This window comes from Paenibacillus sp. sgz302114 (assembly GCF_056120345.1).
Genome location: NZ_JBVYOI010000007.1, coordinates 233,281 through 251,570 on the forward strand (window position 1 = coordinate 233,281; position 18,290 = coordinate 251,570).

Below are 18,290 nucleotides of genomic sequence, written 5' to 3' on the forward strand. Positions count from 1 at the left end.
TCCTGCAAAGATAAGGAAAGACGGGAATCATGTTGTTCCCGTCTCCCTTTTCATGATCGTTTATTTCATCGCCTGCTTGGATTTCGCTACTGCATCGTCAAGCGCTTTCTGCGGATCTTTCTTGCCGAGCAGCGCACTGCTTAGCTCACCCCAGATCGGATCGGAGATTTTGCCCCAGTTCAATACGTTCGGCGCGAATTGGACATACGAGAAGCTGTCTGCGATCGAGCTTTGCGGCAGCGCTTTGAAGTCCGCGCTTTCCAGCATGGGCTTCGCTGCAAGCGCTTGGCCGGACTTTGCCCAATCGAGGGAGTTCGATGCGACATATTTCAAGAAGTCGCCGATACCGTCAAGCACTTTCGCGTCGGTAACATCCTTCGGAATGGCGAAGTTATGGGAGCCGGCGAATACCGCTTGCTTCGCTTTGCCGATTTGCGGTACAGGTGCGATGCCATAGTTAAGGCCTGCTTCGTCGAACTGGCTCTTCATCCAAGGACCGTTGAACTGAATCGCGTTCTTGCCTTGCAGGAACAGCGTGTTCTCGCCGTCTTGCTGCACGTTTCCTGGCGAGAAGCCTTTATCCACCAAGCCGCGCATCCACTGCACCATCTCAACCGCTTCAGGCGAGTTGTACGAAACATCGCTGCCATTCCACAGATCGCCGCCATTTTGCCAAACAAGCGTTGGGAAAATGAACTGTTGCGGCCATAGCGTCGGCACAACATATCCGTATTGACCTTTGCCTTTGTCAGTCAGCTTCTCAACGGCGGAGTCGAATTCTTCACGGTTCGTCGGTGGCGCTGTAATGCCAGCCTTCTCGAACAAGTCTTTGTTGTAGTACATGACGAGCGGATGAATATCGAGCGGGATGCCGTACCATTTGTTCTCGATGGTCGAGTACTGAACAGGCGCTTCTACATAGTCCGTCTTGTTGATGCCTGTCTTGGAGGCAATGTCGTCGAGCGGCTGCAGCTGGCCTTTGCTTACGTAAGTCGGGATTTGATCCACGTGCATAATCATCAGGTCCGGGCGTTCCTTGCCCGTGCTGAGCGCGACATCGAGCTGCTTGTAATATTCGCCGTTCGGTTGAATGACGAATTTGATTTTATATTGATCTTGAGCGGCGTTGTAATTCTCAACGATCTTCTTCATGAAGGTGCCGTCAGCGCCGGAGAATGGCGTCCAGAACAGAAACTCAGTCGGCTCGCCTTTCGTTTCGGCAGGCTTGTTGTTTGCTTCTGCATTCGTTGCCGCTGTATCTGTATTGCCTGCCGATGCCGTGTTGCTGTTACCGCTGTTATTGTCGCCACCGCCACAACCGGCCATGACTACCGCTGTAATATTCAACATTAGGAAAAGCGTGCCAAATCTCTTAATCGATCTTCTCATCCTCTTGTTCCCCCTGGTCGATAGGTTGAAAGACGAATCATCTTCCTGAACCTCATATTAATGGGATCGACAGGCGGAAAAAATGACATCCCTTTGGATGAATTGGACATATTTTTGGATGAGTGGATAGGCTATGATGTTTAGTTGCAAACGTGCAAAAATATGTCCGTGAATGCTATAGATATGACCTATTCGGATGCGCGGCGGCGTGATCAACTCATTTGTGCAAGCGCTTACCACAATGCTGAGGACAGATCCTTGGGTTTATAAGCACACAGATGGCTATTATTATTTCACGAAAACAACCGGCGGGACGTCACGCTTTGGAAGTCGAAGTCGATTACAGGCGTAGATGCGGGTACACAAAGCGTCATCAGCACCGGCTGCTGCAACGTGTGGGCACCGGAAATCCACTATATAAATAGCAAGTGGTACATCTATTATGCGAAGGACGATGGCAATAACGACAATCACCGGATGTATGTGCTGGAGAACAGCTCCGCCGACCCGATGACCGGCACTTGGGTGAACAAAGGTCAAATTACGGATTCTACGAACCGCTGGGCGATTGACGGCACGGTGCTGAACGTTAGCGGCAGCCTCTACTTTATTTGGTCCGGCTGGGAGAGCACGACGAATGTGCGGCAAATTCTCTATATCGCGCATATGAGCAATCCGTGGACGATTGATTCCGCGCGGACCGAGATTGCAAGACCTGTGAATAGCTGGGAGACGAATACGTCCCCGGCGGTGAACGAAGGTCCGCAAGTGATCGTTCGCAGCGGCGTCATTAGCCTCGTTTATTCCGCAAGCGGCAGCTGGACGGACGGCTACTGCCTTGGCCTTATTACAGCAAGCACTTCGAGCAATCTGCTAAGTGCTTCCTCATGGACCAAACGCAGCCAGCCGATCTTCCAATCCGGCAACGGCTTGTACGGTCCGGGACACCACGCCTTCACCAAGTCTCCGGATGGCACCGAGGATTGGATCGTCTACCATACAGCGAAGTACGCAGGCCCCGGCTGGAACCGGGAAATCCGCGCGCAGAAGTTCACTTGGAACGCGGATAACACGCCGAATCTAGGCTCCCCTGCTGCGCCGAATGCATCTATTGCGATTCCTTCGGGCGATTCTGTCCGTACCCGCTACGAAGGTGAAGAAGGCACATTCGCAGGCGCCGCTTATGCATCCGGCAGCCCGAACGGCTCCGGCGGCAATAAAGCCGGCCATCTCGACACGGCAGCGAGCTATGTGCAGTCGCAAGCAACTTCTATATCGCGAACAAAGGCTGGGAGAACTGGGGCACATCCACGAAGCGGATTACGCTGAATGCTGGCTGGAATACGGTCCGTTTCGCCAAGGGGAACGGCTATGGGGAAACTGGATTGTTTTGATATTTTCCCGGCTTAGGCGGGTTTCCCCTCTCTGAGCCCTGTAACTTGCCTTGGCACCGATCTACATAACACCTCATAAAAACGCAGCCGCGATTCGGCTGCGTTTTCTTCTTGACTATGTTTATTCAACCACCTTAACGAAGGAACATTTACCGAGTATAATAAATTGGTAGTTTCATCCATTAGAAGGAGTGAGCCCCATGCAGCCGAAAGCGATTTTGTTCGATCTAGACGATACGCTCATCGCCTTTGAGCACGGCCTCGACCTCGATCGTTGCTGGCAAGTCGCATGCAGTAACCATCTGCAGCTTAACCCGCATGAACTGGACGAGTTGATTGCCCGCATCAAGTCAGAAGCAAGATGGCATTGGAGTGATCCCGACAGGCATCTGATCGGACGACTTAATCTGGACAAGGCGAGAACCTCGATTATCGGGGCAGTCTTCGATAAAATCAATCTTCCCGGCGCATCCCTCCTCGCAGCGGAGCGCATTGCAATCGATTACGGCTCTGCGCGCAATCAAGCGATTACGCTTCATCCAGATGCAATTGAGCTGCTTGTACACCTGCGGTCGCTTGGCATCAAGCTCGCCCTGCTCACCAATGGCAGCGCAGCCGGCCAGCGTGACAAAATCAACCGGTTCAAGCTTGCCCCCTACTTCGACTGTATTCTCATTGAAGAAGAGTTCGGCCATGGCAAACCCCACCATAGCATCTATCAGCATGCACTGAAGCAGCTTGACGTCCGCGCCGACGAAGCCTGGATGGTTGGCGACAATTACGAATGGGAAATCATCGCCCCCCAGCAGCTCGGTATTCGGGGTATCTGGGTCAACCCAAGCGGAGCAAATCGGCAAGATGCGCATGAAAAACCAGCTCCGTTCCGGACGATTGGAGTTGTGAGCGAGCTTCGCGCTCTTCTCGAAGAGTAGATATTCAACCTTGGTAGATAAGGGGTAAAATAAACACGCAGCCGCGACTGGCTGCGTTTGCTTATACCTCCTCCCGTCACTTTTAGTTCGGAATAGGAATAAGCGCGCTGCTTCCGATACACGACTAAAAGGCGTTCGAAGGCTCACATTGCTCGCCTACGAACGCCTCTATCTCTCGACTTACAATACTTCTTCGAGCTGCTTGCGGCTGTGCGCATCCAACTGCCGCCAATCGGCAATTTCGCAGCGTTTGCCGCTAATGTCCGTGAGCACCACACGCCCCTCACCCGGATACTGCATAAACTCATGCAGATTGCGCATTACAATTCGCGTCTCGCCAAGATGCGTCTGCAGCTCCCAGATCCATAGATCCGATTTGTTCTTCACGCTCTCCACTCGCGTAACGCGCGGCATAAAGTAGCGCAGCTGGAGCTCCTTCGCAAGCTCCACACCACTTTCTTCATGCAGCTCCTTCACGTCAGCAACGATGCCTAGCTCCTCGCCCTTTGTATTGCGAATCGAGATATACTCCGTCGCATAGAGGAACGGGAACGCGCGGTATACTTCAAGCTCCTCATACGTCTGGCCGTCCACGATTCCTTGAAACACTCCGCCCGGACCGCGGCTGAAGTAGACATCATCCGGCGAGAAAAGCCGGATATCATACTTATCTGTCTCCATTAACCTTCAACCCCCTTAATCTTGGACAGCTCACGCTGCGCATCCACGAGTTTGCGGTATACACCGTCTTCTTTGTCGAGAAGCTGCTCATGCGTGCCGACCTCCACGATCTTGCCTCGCTCAAGCACGACGAGCCGGTCTGCATTGCGAAGCGTGGACAGACGGTGCGCGATAGCGAACGTCGTTCGGCCCTTGACTAGACGCGAGATCGCTTCTTGAATTTGGCGCTCAGTCTCGGTATCCACGGATGCGGTCGCTTCATCCAGAATAAGAATGCGCGGATCGTGAATGATCGCGCGGGCAATAGCTACCCGCTGCTTCTCCCCGCCGGAGAGTTTATGGCCGCGCTCACCTACTCGCGTATCATAGCCGTCCGGCAGCCGAACGATGAAGTCATGCGCATTCGCAATCTTCGCTGCACGCATAATCTCAAGTGGTGTTGCATCAGGTTTGGAGTATGCAATGTTCTCTGCAATCGTGCCGTCGAACAGGAACGTCTCCTGCAGCACGACGCCGATCTGCTTGCGCAGGTCAGTCTGACTGATGCTGCGCAGGTCGGTGCCGTCAATCCGAATCGCGCCTTCATCGGTGTCATAGAAGCGGCAGATCAAGTTGATGAACGTCGACTTGCCAGCGCCGGAATGGCCGACCAAGCCGACCATCTCGCCTGCCTGAACGGTCAGATTCACTCCTTTAAGGACAGGATGATGTCTCTCGTATCCGTAGGTTACATCCTCGAATTCGACCTCGCCTTTAATAACACCGAGCGACACCGGATTCTGTACATCCGGCACGTCGGATGGTGTATCCATAATCTCGAATACTCTGTGTGCAGCCGCCATCGCATGGCTAGCCCAGTTAATCATCTGGCTGACCCACTGAAGCGGACCGAAGAGCATACCGAGGTAAGCGATAAGCGCCATCAGCACGCCGAGCTGCATATTGTCATGCAGCACCTTGACGCCGCCGTTATACCAGATCAGAAGCGTACCAAGCCCCGCAATAAAAGCGAAGGCTGGAAACATAAACGACCAGAGCCCTTCCATGCGGATATTCCGCTGTACGACTTCTTTATTCGCTTCCGCATAGCGAGATAGCTCATCACGCTCACGGCCGAATGCCTTCACGACGCGAATGCCTTGCAGCGAGTCTCCGACAAGCGTGTTAAGCCGGAATATGGAACGCCATTGCTGATACCAGCGCCGCCCGATCTTGGGCCATATCGTCATCGACAATGCAACCATAACCGGTACGGGAAGTATCGCGAACAGTGTCAGCTGCCAATCAAGTCCAAACATAATAACAAAGATAGCAATAATCTTCAGCAGCTCCGCCGATATGAACACGACGCCATCCGTCATGAACTGCCGCATCGCCTCGGAATCGTTATTCACCCTGCCAATGAATTGGCTCGTCTGCCTGCGATCAAAAAATGCGAGCGAGAGCCGCATGAGCGAGCTGTAAACGTCCTTGCGCAGATCGCCCATCAGCTTGGAGCCAACCCAGACGCCGATCAAGCTGCGAATCGTCTGCATCATTGCCATGAGTAGCATGGTTGCACCAAGTCCAAGTACGACAAGCAGCAGCGTGGAGCCAAGATCCTTCGGCCCGAGCACATCGTCGATAATGACTTTCGTTAGATAAGGCGGTACCAGCTCGACAAGCGTTGTCGTTATCAATAGGCCAGCTGCAGCCACCATCTGCAGCTTATACGGTTTCGTGTAACGAAGCATCCGCGCCGCTACCTTCGAATTATCTTTGCAGAATTGGCATACCTGCGTACCTTCCGATAACGGATTGCCGCAGCTATGGCAGTTGCGAGGCTGCTCCCGCTCCGAGACAACAGGGCGGTCTTCCCCTTTGGCAAGTGCGCCGAGCAGCTTCGCAGCGAAGCCAAATATCGGCGATAACGCTGCCGTATAACGCGCTATGACGACAGGTCCTTTGTTCGTATCAGCAACCAACGTACCGCCGCCGACTGCACTGACCGCGCGCGCATCTTTCAGCGCAGATACTGCCAGCTGAAGCAATTGCGAGCCGTCCTTCTGCCATACCGTGATTGCTTGCTCCGTAATGGCCAGCCACTGCTCCCCGAAACGCCCATCCTCTAAGAGATCGGTCTTCCCGCTGAACAACAGTTCAGCCGTTAATTGCTTCCGCAGCGCTTCCGGAAGCTGATTCTGGATCGACATGGTTTCCTCCCATTCTTCAATCGCTTGTTATCGGCAGACTAAAAAACGATTAAACTCCCTTATCCCCTTCTGCCACATACGAATATATGTTCGCCATTATCATAATATATCCTGCTTAAATTGTAAACTTTACCCAAAATATTTTTCGTTGAAATCCGCCTAACGAATCCTACAAATACTATTTGCCCGATTTCGCTCCTTTTCGAATTCTAGCGAATCCTAGCGGCGCTATTCACCACAAACCAGCCTCAATTGCCCTAAAATGAGCTAAATAGCGCTGCTGGAGCCCGTTACATTTTTCTGAGCACTATTTTCGCCTCAATAAGATCACTACGATTCGTTAGAGCAGCAACCCCTCGCACAGCAAAAAAGCCCAAGCAAGCTCATGCTCGCTTGGACCCTCATTATTTCGCATAAAACAAGCCATTTTCGGGGAAGCTACCTTCTGCCTCCAAGGTTGGAATGTTCTTCCTGCGACACATTTCCAGTCCCAGAGCGCTGCGGCGGCAGCTTCGGTTTTACTGTTGACTCGGACGCTGCGGCGGTTGCGGGTTACGATTTTATGCCTGCGGTTACGATTACGATTACGATTACGCTTGCGGTTGCGGCCGCTTCGGGCTCTGCTGCTGCTCCGGCTGCTGATTCTGCTTCTTATGCGCCAAATATTGCTTGAGAAGCTTCTTCCCTGTAATGAAGTACCAGACGATCAGCGGCGCGATAATGTTAATGCCCAGAATGAGGAAAACGACGATCCACATAAACCATTCCGTATTGAACACGTTCTGATAGATCCAAGAATGATAGAAATCCATGCCGGCCTGGCTCCTTTACCCTTTTCTGTCATAACTCGCATAAATGCAGTTGTTATTGTAAGCAGACGGGTTCTCGTCTATACCAGGCAGGAGAAAGGATGGAGACGAACATGTCCGCAAACAAAGCAGAGCAGAAGGAGCAGACCGACCGAGCAGTACGTACAGCACAGGCCGTGCAGGAGGAGCAGCTGAACACCTCTTTTACGTCGACGCTTGCCGATAATATCGCAATTATTGATGCCTTGCTCGGGAAGAGCGCTGATGTGCAGCAGCGAGAGTTCCGGTTATGCGGCAATCCGCATTATCCCGGCGTCTGCTGTTTTGTGGATGGGCTGGCGGATACGCTCATTGTCGAAGCGATTCTGAAGGCGCTCATCGTGTTCGGCGAAGATCTGCATCGCGATCCTGCCGCGATCCCGACGGCAGAGGACCTTCGGACGACACTGCTCGTGAACGCTTCAGCGAAGACAACGACCGGGATGCGAGACGGCATTGCCGCTATCGTGTCCGGCGATACGCTTCTCCTCGTTGAAGGGATGGAGGAAGCGATTATCGTCAGCTCCAAGGGCTGGAAAGACCGAAGCATCGAAGAGCCTTCTTCGGAAAATAACGTTCGCGGTCCGCGAGACGGCTTCACCGAGAGCATCCGTACCAATACGGCGCATGTGCGCAGGCGCATCAAGGATCCGCAGCTGCGATTGGACTCGATGGTCATCGGTACACGTTCGCAGACAGACATCAATATCGCTTACATCAAGGACATTGTGAAGGTAGGACTTGTCGACGAGGTCAAAAGACGGCTGAGCGGCATTAAAATCGATGCGATTCTCGAGAGCGGCTATATTGAGGAGCTCATTGAAGATGCCCCGTTGTCTCCGTTCAATACGATCCAGAGCACGGAGCGGCCGGACAAAGTCGCTTCTGCGCTGCTCGAAGGCAGAGTCGCCATCTTCATCGACAATACGCCGGTCGTGCTTATCGTGCCGACCTTCTTCTGGCAGTTCATTCAAGCGCCGGACGACTACTATAACCGCTACTGGGTCGGTTCGTTCTTCCGCTTTGTGCGGTATCTCGCGCTCATTATCAGTCTCGTGCTGCCGTCCATCTACGTTATGCTCGTCTCGTTCCACCACGAGATGATTCCGACCGCGCTCGCGCTGACGATTGCCTCCGGTCGCGAGGTGGTACCGTTCCCGGTGCTGCTGGAAGCGTTAATGCTAGAGATCGCTTTCGAGCTCATGCGCGAGGCCGGCCTGCGAATGCCGAAGCCAATCGGGCAGGCGGTCAGCATCGTAGGCTCGCTCATTATCGGACAGGCAGCCGTGCAAGCGGGGCTCGTCTCCCCCTTCATGGTCATCGTCATCGCGATAACGGAAATTTCGTCCTTCGCCATCCCGAGCTACTCCTCGTCGCTCGCGCTGCGCATCTTCCGGTTCCCGCTTCTCATCGCCTCCGGCGTGCTCGGCTTGCTCGGCTTCGCGACGGTGTTCTTCGTCCTGCTGCTGCATGCGCTGTCGATCCGCTCCTTCGGCGAATCGTATTTGGCCCCGGCAAGCCCGTTCCGTCCGTCGGATCAGCGCGATATGCTGCTGCGGTTTCCAATCTGGATGATGAATGAGCGACCGGATTTTGCTCAAGATACGCAGCGGCTAGGTGAACACCAAATGCCCAAGCCAACACCTAAGGGAGGTTGAGTCATTCATGATGAAACGAGCTGCGTTACTGTTACTTAGCCTCCTCATCCTGATGTCCCAAACTTCTTGCCTTGGGCTGAGGCAAATTAATGAGCTCGCGCTCGTCACTGCCGTTGGTCTCGATCTTGGCGATAAGCCGGGTACGGTCCGGGTATCGGTCCAGATTATCCGGCCGGCCGATGCGCGCGGTCAGACCGGTGCGCCGTCAGGCGGAACAGGGCAGCCGATCTACTCCATTAGCGCGGAGGGAGAGACGATCTTCGATGCGATCCGTAATCTCGGCCGTTTCTCGTCGCGGCGCGTCTACTGGGCCCATAATTTTGTCATCGTCATGCACGAAGACTACGCCAAGAAGGGCATTGAAGATATGGTCGACTTCTTCACCCGCAACCATGAGCTTCGCATGAATACATGGGTCGCGGTAACGCCGAACCGGCCAGATGAAATCATTGCAACGATTACCGGCCTTGAAGTCGTGCCCGGCGAGGCAATCGACCGGCTGTTCCGAAATAATCATATCGTCGGCCGTGCACCCGCGAGCAACATGATGAATCTCGAGGAGGCGTTCTTAAGCAGCTCGACAGAACCTGTCCTTGCTAGAGTTACACTGATACCGCGAGGCATCTCCAATAAGAAGCCAGAGGAGCACGGCTCCTTGCAGCAGGTTGATCTCGCCGGCGCAGCAGCGTTTCATGGCGACAAAATGGTCGGCTGGCTGAATAACAAGGAAACGCGCGGACTCCTCTTCTTCCTGGAGCAGCTTAGCAGCGGCATAGAAGTCGTCAAATGCACCAACAACAATGAGAAGCTGTCGGTTGAATTCAAAGAGGCCCGTACGAAAGTAACCCCGAGCTTCCCGAATAAGGAGCCTCACTTCCGCATTCAGATCAAGACTCGTGCGGATATCGTAGAGAGCGGATGCGGCATTAATTTGGATGATGGGGTACGGCTGGCAACACAAAAGAAGCTCGAGGAGCAATTGAAGCTGAATATTACGAGCGTCCTAGATAAGGCGCAGAAGAGCTATCACACTGACTTTCTAAAGCTTGGAGATGTGTTCCGGAATAAGTATCCGACGGAGTGGCATGGCATAAAGCAGAATTGGAACTTGATGTTTGCGAAGGCTACGTTCGATGTGGAAGTGAAGGCGACTATCAAGAGCGGCGTAGTTAAAGCGGTTGGGACGGAAATCAGATGAATCAGCAGAGCAAATTCCAAATTACGAACGGCATGTTCATCGCGATGATGGTCAATCTCATCTTCGTCAAGGCGATCGGCGTGACGCAAGGCGTCCTCGCCCGTTCAATCGGCCAGGATATGTGGATCGCCACCCTTCTGGGCACACTCCAAGGAATCGCCATGGTGTACATAACCTACCTCGTCTTACGCAAAACACCGGATCTCGATTTCATGTCGCTCAGCCAGAAGCTGCTCGGCAAGTGGTTCGGCAAGCTGATCGCACTGGTCATCTTCTTGTTCTTCCTGGCTGGCTTCGGGCCCATTATGCTTACATTCGTCTATCATTTGCAGGACTATTTCTTGCCAGAGGCGCCGCTTATTCTATTCATCATCGCTCCGCTGCTCGTCGGTGCGCTCGGCTGCTATTACGGACTGGAGGTGATGGCAAGGCTAGCGCTTGTTGGGATGCTCTTTATCTTCCTCCTGAATGTGCTCATTATTATCGGCTCAAAGCATGAATTCGATATTCGGAATCTGCTGCCCGTGCTAGAGAACGGGTTTCCCCGTACCTTCCTCGCCAGCCTGAATTTCGATACCGATTGGGCACTTGCGACGATGCTGGCGGCAGTTGTGATGCCATCGCTGAAGAACGCGGGTCGCATCGGCGGCACGACAGGCATGCTTGGGATTGCGGCAAGCGGGCTGCTCACGTTGATTTGGTCTATCCTCGAAGGAGCCGTGCTGTCATCAGAGGTGACAAGCCAATATACCGTCTCATGCATGAAATTAGCGCGCAACTCGCATATCGGCACCTTCCTGCAGCGCTACGAGATGATTATGATCGCCTTGTATTCGATCCCGATTCTGTTCGAGGTGATGTTCTGCATCTATGCGACCTCGGTATGCGCCGCACGAATCGGGGGACTCAAGAGCAACAGAACGACAATTCCAATCGTCTGCGTCATTCTTGGCGTGTTCGGCTATTGGATTGTGGATGACCATTACCGGGCGATTGATTATCTCGAGGTGACTTGGCCTCGAATCGCGCTGCCGATTGCTTTCGGCTTGCCGGCACTGCTGCTCCTTCTGCGACTGATGCTTGGTAAGAAACTGATTAAACCTCCGAAATAAAATAGTTAGCCCCCGTAATGATTAAGCTCATTACGGGGGCTCTCTTCGTACAAAGCTGATTATAACGTCATCGCCTGGCCATATCTTGCGAGGTATGCTTCCTTCTCTTTGTAGTCCGGCATGATGCTCCCGACAAGCCTCCAGAACGACCGATCGTGATTCATATGCGTGAGATGGCAAAGCTCGTGAATAATGACATAATCAATGACCTCAACCGGCGCCATCGCAAGGCGATAGTTGAAGGTCAATTGCTTCTTCGAGCTGCAGCTCCCCCATTTGGTGCTGGAGTCCACGATTTCAACCGACTTCGGCGCTGTCTTCAGCTGCTTCTGGTAGACTAGAATGCGCTGCTGGATCACTTTCTTACAGCTTGCAAAATAAAACTTTCTCAAGCCAAGCCTGAGCTCCTCTTCCCCGAGACCCGCTGTGTCTATTAATTCATTCAGCTTATAATAGCGGCCAAGGTGAAGGAATTTCCCTTCCTCTTGATATTCCTTTAGCTGCATCAGTTCGCGCGCCTGCTCAAGCGCGTCAAGCTTTTCTGCAATTTGTTTCCCATACTTCCTTACAGCTTGCGCGATTCCTTCTTCACCCGTACCATTAGGCGCCTTAACGGTTACAAACCCGTTCGGCTCAAGCTGGATCGAAAGCTTCGTTCCAGGCCCGTAGACTACATGAACGTCAATGACTCGCTCTTCCCATTCAATTCTCATCTACATTTGGATACAGCTTCTCAAGCGCCTCGCGCTGCTGTGGTTTTATGTTGATTTTTGCTCTAATACTCTTCGCCTTCTGCTCCGCATCCTCTAGCGTATTGCTGATGCCCAAATTAATCAGTGTCCCCGCAGCAACAGCACCTGTTCGGCCTCCGCCTCCATTGCAGTGGAAACCTACCTTTTTGCCACTTTTATAGGCGTCCACTACGTGGTCTATCGCTCGCGCGAACAAGATGTCCTGCGGTTCCGTAGCGTTATCGCCAAGCGGTACTTGAATCCACTCCACATTCTCTTGCGGATATTCGCAGCCGGTCGCTTCCCCGCGAAGGTCAACGATGACGTCGACACCTTCGTTCTTGATCATCGCTTCTACATCAGCCGCTCCACCCATGAAGATACGGTTCTCGTGAAGAGACTGGTACTTCTTCTCCAATGTCATTGCAGAATCAACTCGTTTCAAATAATTTATTGCTACTTTATATCAGTCCACCGCCAATGTCCAGAACGCAATGCGATCCCGATTCCATGTGTATGTAATATACAGCTCATTGCCTTTGGAGACGATGGCAGGGTAGGAATATTCCCCCGGCTCTTGTTCGAGGACGAACTCGTCCTCCCACGTTATACCGTTATCGCTAGAGAAGCGCACGACAAGCGGAGTACGCGGGCTATCCGTCGCATAGCCGGCAACCGGGTTAAAGACTAAGGCTAACTTGCCATTATCCATCAAAGTCACATCGATACCGCTATTGTTATTCGGAAGCGATGTCTTGTACGCTAAGCACCATGTGCGCCCGTTATCCACGGAATCGCTGCGGAAGATCCAGCCCTCCGTGCTGCGCAGCAGCATATGCACGTGCTCTCCGCCCGAGGACCATAGCGTTGGCTGAATGAGCCCCTTGGCAAACCAATGGTCAGCGCCTACATATGAGGCCAGGTCCATGGGCACAAGCTCGCTCCTTGTCCATGTCTGTCCGTTATCCTGCGATACATCAACGAATGCTTCCCAAATTTGCTTCCCTTCCGCAGCAGGATCATGACGCTCCACCGATGCCGGAGCGAGCAGAGTCCCATCCGGCAGCGCAATGGGTTTATTCCGCACAGGACCGCGCCCTCCGACATCCCCCGGCACTAACTCGCGAGGCTGCTCCCAACTGACCCCGCCATCCTCAGAGCAGCTTACATAGGTGTACCAATCGGTGATCTCATGGCCTACTTTATAGAACAACATGAGGGAATTGCCCTGTGCGTACAGGACCGGATTCCAGTGGGCAATCCCCTCCTCATCCATCGCCTTATATGGAGCAGACCAGATGCCCTCTACTCGCCGGGACATCCAGATCGCCACATCGCTGGACTTCTCATGCTTGCCCGCGAACCATGCCGCAACGACATCGCCGTTAGGAAGTACAGCAACTGTCGATGCGTGACTGCTTCGGAACGGCTGCTCTTCTTCGAAAATATATTGCTTATTCGCAATCACTTGAGTTTCATTCGCCACTTGCCACTCACACTCCATCTCATGATATAAGTAGGTATTACATTCGAACATAATACCGATCGTTACGCCGCATGAGCAATTAACTTCTTTCGCTAACCTCTCTATTTTCGCCAAGCAGCAGTGGGACCGCAATGTATTTCCCCGACTCATTTTGCAAAAAAAATATATCATTTCGTTTACATCAGATAGGAAAGGATACCCTGATTAAAGAAAGAGTTAGGGAAGTCAAACTAGTGAAAACCACAGGAGGCCGTCATGGGAAGAGTCGTACATTTCGAGATTCACGTTGATGACATGGACCGCGCGAAGAAGTTTTATGGCGAAGTATTTGGATGGACCTTTGAAGATTGGAGCAGCTATGCGGGCATGCCGTACTTTGGTGCGGTAACCGGCGATGCCGATACGATGGGCATTAACGGAGCCTTGATGCAGCGCCGCGGCGCTTCGCCGCAGCCTGGGCAGCCCGTGAACGGATTCGCTTGTACGATGGGCGTTGGCGACTACGATGCGACGGAAGCGAAGATCCTTGCGCTTGGCGGACAGATAGCATTGCCGAAATACGCGCTGCCAGGCATGGCTTGGCAAGGGTACTGCATCGACACCGAAGGCAATATTATCGGCCTCCATCAACCGGATACGAATGCGAAATAAACAAGGGCTTTCCCGTCGTCGTTCCTGACAATGGGAGAGCCCATTTCTCTTCTGATGCCGAGGTGCAGCCCACTAGTTCTCGTTATTGCCGATTGTGCTTACACGCCATATTAAGGTGGTGTCGACGACTTCTTTGTATGATTTCTTATCGTCAGGCTCATTGATTTTGCGAAGAAGAATATCAAGCGCTCGACGTGCCATCTCCCCCTTGGAGCTGCTGATCGAGGAGAGCGGGAACGGTACAAACATTCTGGAATGAATATTGTCAAATCCGATAATCGCGTACTCCTCCGGTATTCGGCAGCCCATCATTTGAAGGACGTACATCGCCTCCCACGCAATGACATCATTGAAGGCAAAAATACCGGTAAACGATTCCTTCTCGACCATCGTTCTGACTGTTTCTCGCGTATCGCCCGGTTCATACCCCACTTCTTTAACAAGAAGGGGATCCACCGTCAGTCCAGCTTCTTCGTGCGCCCGCTTATATCCCATATATCGTTCCTGGGCACTGGAAATCCGATTCCGCCCATTCAAGAACAAGATCCGGTCATGACCATTGTCGAGCAGATGCTTCGTGGCAAGATAACCGCCTTTCTCATCGTCGCATATGACGTAATCATAATCGGTCTCTTCTTTGAATCTTCGGCCAATGAGCACGAACGGAATGCCATTTCGCTTCATGAACTCGATATTCTCGGTGCTGCACTGGGCAGGACAGATGATAATGCCGTCGACGTTCTTGCTTATCGCAGTATAGATCGCCCGCTCTTCCAATTCATTATCTTCCTCGGTATTAATAACAAAGATCGTATAGTTATGCTTCCTGGCAGCCTGCTCGATATCCTTCACCATTATGCCGAAATGCGGGTTGGCGACGTCACTCACAATGACCGCGATCGTTCTTGTATGTCCGGAACGAAGGGAGCCCGCAACAGAGTTGCCGACATAGCCCATCTCTTTAGCCAATGTCTTAATGACTTCTCTCGTAGCTGGAGCAATATCTTCTTTATCCTTGAGTGCTCTTGAGATCGTATTAATGGACAGCCCTGCTCGGCCCGCGATATCTTTCAGTGTTATCTTTTTGCCATCCATGTTTCCCTCTCCTAACAGAACATTAACGTTCATAACTACACGATATCACTTGTCCAATTGGTTCGTCAATCATTAGAGGAGTACCGACTTTTCGCCTTGAGACGAAGAAAACCAAGCAGTTAATTAGCCGCTTGGTTCAGGTACATACTGCCTATTCGATCTTCACATTCCGGTACAATCGCTGTTCCCATCCCTCTGACTCGACCTGTTTGTCGTAATCCAGCCAAATGCTCATCGCGCCTCTTGCACGGTTATTCTTACGGGATGGCGGTGATTTCGTCTCCGTCCGCATCTTTCGCGTACAGAATGACCGCCCCGTCAAAGAAATCCTCGACGCGCTCGATCTCAAACTCAGGCTGAGTCGGAAGCTTGCGATGAACGCCTTTCTGCATATCGGACGTCTCGCGCGTATACTGCACCTGCCCGCGACGAATGACGAATTTCTCGTTATCGACAGACTCGAGACAATAGAGCAGCGGACCGCGTTTAATGGCTGCCTTGTTCGCATGAGTGATTACGCTCGGATGCGCTTCAACCAGATTCACCGGCATATCGAGATGAAGCTGGATCGAATCGTTCCCGCTCCACTCCTGCATTAGGACAGCGAACCCATCAACAAGGTCAAAATGTACAGACTGACCATTCACCTGAATCGTGTAATTCTCACACCACTGCGGAATGCGCAAGCGAACTTGGAACGTGGAAGCGCGCTCGGGAGTTACGGCAATCTCGACCGGCTTGCACCGCGGTCACGGGCAGGTTCGTAATCTTCTGCTTGTCGTATGTCGTAGGCTTTACGGAATTACTGGATTTACTAACCGTATGGTTGTCTATCATCGTTTCTCGTACACCTCTTATCTTGAGACTTTAACCCGCTTGCCTCTCTCGAACGATTGGATCGCCGCATCTGCAATTAACAGCGCGCGATACCCGGATTCTGCATGAATAGGAGGTGCTGCGCCCTTGCGAAGCGCATCAAGCAAGACATCGACATGCTTGTCGAACGTCCGATGGAACTCGCGGTCGACATCATTAAAGTAGCCCGCTTCCCAGCTCTCCCCGATCTCATTGCCAGCTGAATGGAACGTGTACCGCTTCACCGTATCATGGATGACGGCGCGTCCACGCGTGCCGTCAAGCTCGACCCGATGCGTATCTGGATAAGCATACGAGGAATCGTACGTGCCGATCAGACTGCCAACCGCTCCGCTGCCGAAACGAAGCGCGAGGGACATCGTCCGGTAACCGCCGCCTGTCTTGTCCGTCATCTCCGCCATCACGGACTCAATCGGTCCGCACAGATGCTCAAGCATATCGAAGCCATGGCACTGCGTTTCGATCAAGTTCGCATGCGGGTGGCCGGCCCCTCCTTCGCCTCCGAAGCGCCATGATGCGAAGGTTAGATCGCCAAGCCGTCCGGAGCGAATCGCTTCATAAGCCAGCTCCACAGGCTTCGCATAGCGGTGGTTGAAGTTGATCGCGAAGAAGAGATTACGTTTGGCAGCTTCATTAAGGAGAATGTCGGCCTCCTTCAGATCAAACACCAACGGTTTCTCTACGAGCAGAGGCACACCAGCCTGAATGATCTCTAGCGTAGCTGCAAAATGGCCCTGGTTCGGCAGGCACAAGCTCACTAAATCCGGCGATTCCTTCTCCAGCATCTCGGCAATCGAGGTGTAGGGCCGAGTATCGTGTTCACTAGCCCTTGCTTCTGTCCGTTTCGCGTCTCGTCCTACGATTGCGCAGAAGTCTACGTCCTGGCGCGTATCGAATATTCTTGCATGCTGACGTCCCCAGCCGCCCGTGCCGATTAATGCAACCTTCAGCTTCTTTTCCTGACTCATTGCTCGATCACAACTTTCCCCGTGTCGCCTTGGAAGAATAGCTCGTACGCTTCCTGAATCTTATCAACGCCGAAGCGGTGTGTAATGATTTGTTGTAAATATGCCATATGGCTCAGCAGCAGCGGGTGGTTCTCGCCAATTTCGTGATACTGGAAGTACTCGCTGCCCAGCACGCTATGTTCCGGAGCGATCAAGTCGCTAGATACTTGGAGATTCAGCTCCTGCCCGTGACCTACGCATACGAGCACCCCGCGCTGTCCCAGAACCTCTAGCGCGGCGTGCCGTCCAGCGGTTTTGCCGCTCGTATCAATCGCGACGTCAACATCCTTGTAGCCCGCTTCCTCTAGTGCCTGCTTGATCGATTGATTCGCCAGATTCACCGGTATCGCCCCCATCTTCTGAGCAAGATCGAGTCGATATTGAACAAAGTCCGCGATGAATACCGGCATGTTGAAACCAAGCAGAATCTTCGCCATAGCCAGAACGCCTAGACCGATTGGACCCGCACCGACCACGAGCACGGATTGAATGTCTTTATGAACGAGCTGCGCGCGCTTCACGGCATGCCCGCCAGTGCCCATAATATCGAGCAGAATGGTAGCTTCTGTTAGCGGAATGGACGGATCTATCGCGAAGAATACATTCTCGTTCACGACCATATACGGGCCATACCCGCCGCTATGCGAGAAGCCGTAATCCGCTCTCTTGCTCGAGCACTGATTCGTGAAGCCTTGCTTGCAGCTGCGGCACTCGCCGCAGAAATCCATCAGAAAGACGACGCCAGGCGTACCGATGGCGGTCTTCGTCCCTTGCCCTGCAGCAACGACGATGCCAGACGCTTCATGCCCAGGAGTTGTTGTGCTCCCCTCGTAGAACTGGTGGCGGTCAGAGCCACATAGAGCATTCGCTTTCACCTGAAGCAGAAGCTGGCCCTCGCCAGGAACAGGAACGGGACTTTCGCCATAAGAGATCTTTCCATTGCCGATAAATAAAGGGATCGCCATCTTTTGCGGTACGTTAGTGATGCTGCTCATTATGTATTCCTCCATCCAATTTATAATAGCCGCTAACATTAACGA

At 52.8% G+C, this 18,290-nt stretch carries 16 protein-coding genes and 1 pseudogene; 6 read left to right on the top strand and 11 right to left on the bottom strand.

Annotation, left to right across the window (positions count from 1 at the left end; all coding sequences use genetic code 11):
* Positions 1 to 60: 60 nt before the first annotated feature.
* Complete coding sequence (locus AC0LWF_RS19060) at positions 61 to 1,389, bottom strand: ABC transporter substrate-binding protein (RefSeq protein ID WP_474653124.1); 1,329 nt, start codon at positions 1,387 to 1,389, stop codon at positions 61 to 63.
* Between the two features lie 196 nt (positions 1,390 to 1,585).
* On the opposite strand from AC0LWF_RS19060, the pseudogene AC0LWF_RS19065 reads away from it, so the two are divergent.
* Together AC0LWF_RS19065 and AC0LWF_RS19070 are read left to right on the top strand one after the other, a co-directional pair.
* Positions 1,586 to 2,799 (top strand): annotated as a pseudogene (locus AC0LWF_RS19065) (glycoside hydrolase family 43 protein).
* A gap of 184 nt (positions 2,800 to 2,983) precedes the next feature.
* Entirely contained in the window at positions 2,984 to 3,715 is a 732-nt protein-coding gene (locus AC0LWF_RS19070) for an HAD family hydrolase (RefSeq protein WP_474653125.1), read from the top strand.
* 180 nt (positions 3,716 to 3,895) lie between these two features.
* On the opposite strand, the gene AC0LWF_RS19075 is transcribed toward AC0LWF_RS19070, so the two are convergent.
* From AC0LWF_RS19075 to AC0LWF_RS19085, 3 genes are all read right to left on the bottom strand, one after another.
* Positions 3,896 to 4,396, bottom strand: coding sequence for a DUF1854 domain-containing protein (locus AC0LWF_RS19075; RefSeq protein ID WP_474653126.1), 501 nt, complete (start codon positions 4,394 to 4,396; stop codon positions 3,896 to 3,898).
* Complete coding sequence (locus AC0LWF_RS19080; protein ID WP_474653127.1) at positions 4,396 to 6,588, bottom strand: ABC transporter ATP-binding protein; 2,193 nt, start codon at positions 6,586 to 6,588, stop codon at positions 4,396 to 4,398. Before AC0LWF_RS19080 ends, AC0LWF_RS19075 begins: the two co-directional genes overlap by 1 nt.
* Before the next feature lie 590 nt (positions 6,589 to 7,178).
* On the bottom strand, positions 7,179 to 7,400 hold the full coding sequence (locus AC0LWF_RS19085; protein WP_474653128.1) for a hypothetical protein: 222 nt from the start codon (positions 7,398 to 7,400) through the stop codon (positions 7,179 to 7,181).
* A gap of 110 nt (positions 7,401 to 7,510) precedes the next feature.
* Here AC0LWF_RS19085 and AC0LWF_RS19090 point away from each other — a divergent pair, with 110 nt between their 5' ends.
* Genes AC0LWF_RS19090 through AC0LWF_RS19100 form a run of 3 tightly spaced genes read left to right on the top strand, consistent with a single transcriptional unit; the run spans position 7,511 to position 11,404 of the window.
* Positions 7,511 to 9,094, top strand: a complete 1,584-nt coding sequence (locus tag AC0LWF_RS19090; RefSeq protein WP_474653129.1) for a spore germination protein — start codon at positions 7,511 to 7,513, stop codon at positions 9,092 to 9,094.
* 7 nt (positions 9,095 to 9,101) lie between these two features.
* Entirely contained in the window at positions 9,102 to 10,292 is a 1,191-nt protein-coding gene (locus tag AC0LWF_RS19095) for a Ger(x)C family spore germination protein (RefSeq protein WP_474653130.1), read from the top strand.
* Positions 10,289 to 11,404: a GerAB/ArcD/ProY family transporter gene (locus tag AC0LWF_RS19100; protein WP_474653131.1), complete on the top strand. Its 1,116-nt coding sequence runs from the start codon at positions 10,289 to 10,291 to the stop codon at positions 11,402 to 11,404. Before AC0LWF_RS19095 ends, AC0LWF_RS19100 begins: the two co-directional genes overlap by 4 nt.
* 59 nt (positions 11,405 to 11,463) lie before the next feature.
* Here AC0LWF_RS19100 and AC0LWF_RS19105 read toward each other — a convergent pair whose 3' ends face one another.
* Genes AC0LWF_RS19105 through AC0LWF_RS19115 form a run of 3 tightly spaced genes read right to left on the bottom strand, consistent with a single transcriptional unit; the run spans position 11,464 to position 13,621 of the window.
* Positions 11,464 to 12,117 carry a M48 family metallopeptidase gene (locus tag AC0LWF_RS19105; RefSeq protein ID WP_474653132.1) on the bottom strand — a complete coding sequence of 218 codons (654 nt, stop codon included), beginning with the start codon at positions 12,115 to 12,117 and terminating at the stop codon, positions 11,464 to 11,466.
* The gene (locus AC0LWF_RS19110) at positions 12,107 to 12,559 is read right to left on the bottom strand and encodes a protein-tyrosine phosphatase family protein (protein WP_474653133.1); all 453 of its coding nucleotides are present in this window, start codon (positions 12,557 to 12,559) and stop codon (positions 12,107 to 12,109) included. Before AC0LWF_RS19110 ends, AC0LWF_RS19105 begins: the two co-directional genes overlap by 11 nt.
* 42 nt (positions 12,560 to 12,601) lie before the next feature.
* Positions 12,602 to 13,621 (bottom strand): sialidase family protein, encoded by a 1,020-nt coding sequence (locus AC0LWF_RS19115; protein WP_474653134.1) that lies wholly within the window; start codon positions 13,619 to 13,621, stop codon positions 12,602 to 12,604.
* Positions 13,622 to 13,876: 255 nt separating this feature from the next.
* Between AC0LWF_RS19115 and AC0LWF_RS19120 the strand changes: the two genes are divergently transcribed.
* The gene (locus tag AC0LWF_RS19120; RefSeq protein ID WP_474653135.1) at positions 13,877 to 14,272 is read left to right on the top strand and encodes a VOC family protein; all 396 of its coding nucleotides are present in this window, start codon (positions 13,877 to 13,879) and stop codon (positions 14,270 to 14,272) included.
* Between the two features lie 72 nt (positions 14,273 to 14,344).
* On the opposite strand, the gene AC0LWF_RS19125 is transcribed toward AC0LWF_RS19120, so the two are convergent.
* From AC0LWF_RS19125 to AC0LWF_RS19140, 4 genes are all read right to left on the bottom strand, one after another.
* Positions 14,345 to 15,367, bottom strand: a complete 1,023-nt coding sequence (locus AC0LWF_RS19125) for a LacI family DNA-binding transcriptional regulator (RefSeq protein ID WP_474653136.1) — start codon at positions 15,365 to 15,367, stop codon at positions 14,345 to 14,347.
* A gap of 257 nt (positions 15,368 to 15,624) precedes the next feature.
* A complete protein-coding gene (locus tag AC0LWF_RS19130; protein ID WP_474653182.1) occupies positions 15,625 to 16,095 on the bottom strand; it encodes a glycoside hydrolase family 127 protein in 471 nt (156 codons plus the stop codon).
* 126 nt (positions 16,096 to 16,221) lie between these two features.
* Positions 16,222 to 17,211, bottom strand: coding sequence for a Gfo/Idh/MocA family protein (locus AC0LWF_RS19135; protein WP_474653137.1), 990 nt, complete (start codon positions 17,209 to 17,211; stop codon positions 16,222 to 16,224).
* Positions 17,208 to 18,245 (bottom strand): zinc-dependent alcohol dehydrogenase family protein, encoded by a 1,038-nt coding sequence (locus AC0LWF_RS19140; protein ID WP_474653138.1) that lies wholly within the window; start codon positions 18,243 to 18,245, stop codon positions 17,208 to 17,210. Before AC0LWF_RS19140 ends, AC0LWF_RS19135 begins: the two co-directional genes overlap by 4 nt.
* Positions 18,246 to 18,290: the final 45 nt, after the last annotated feature.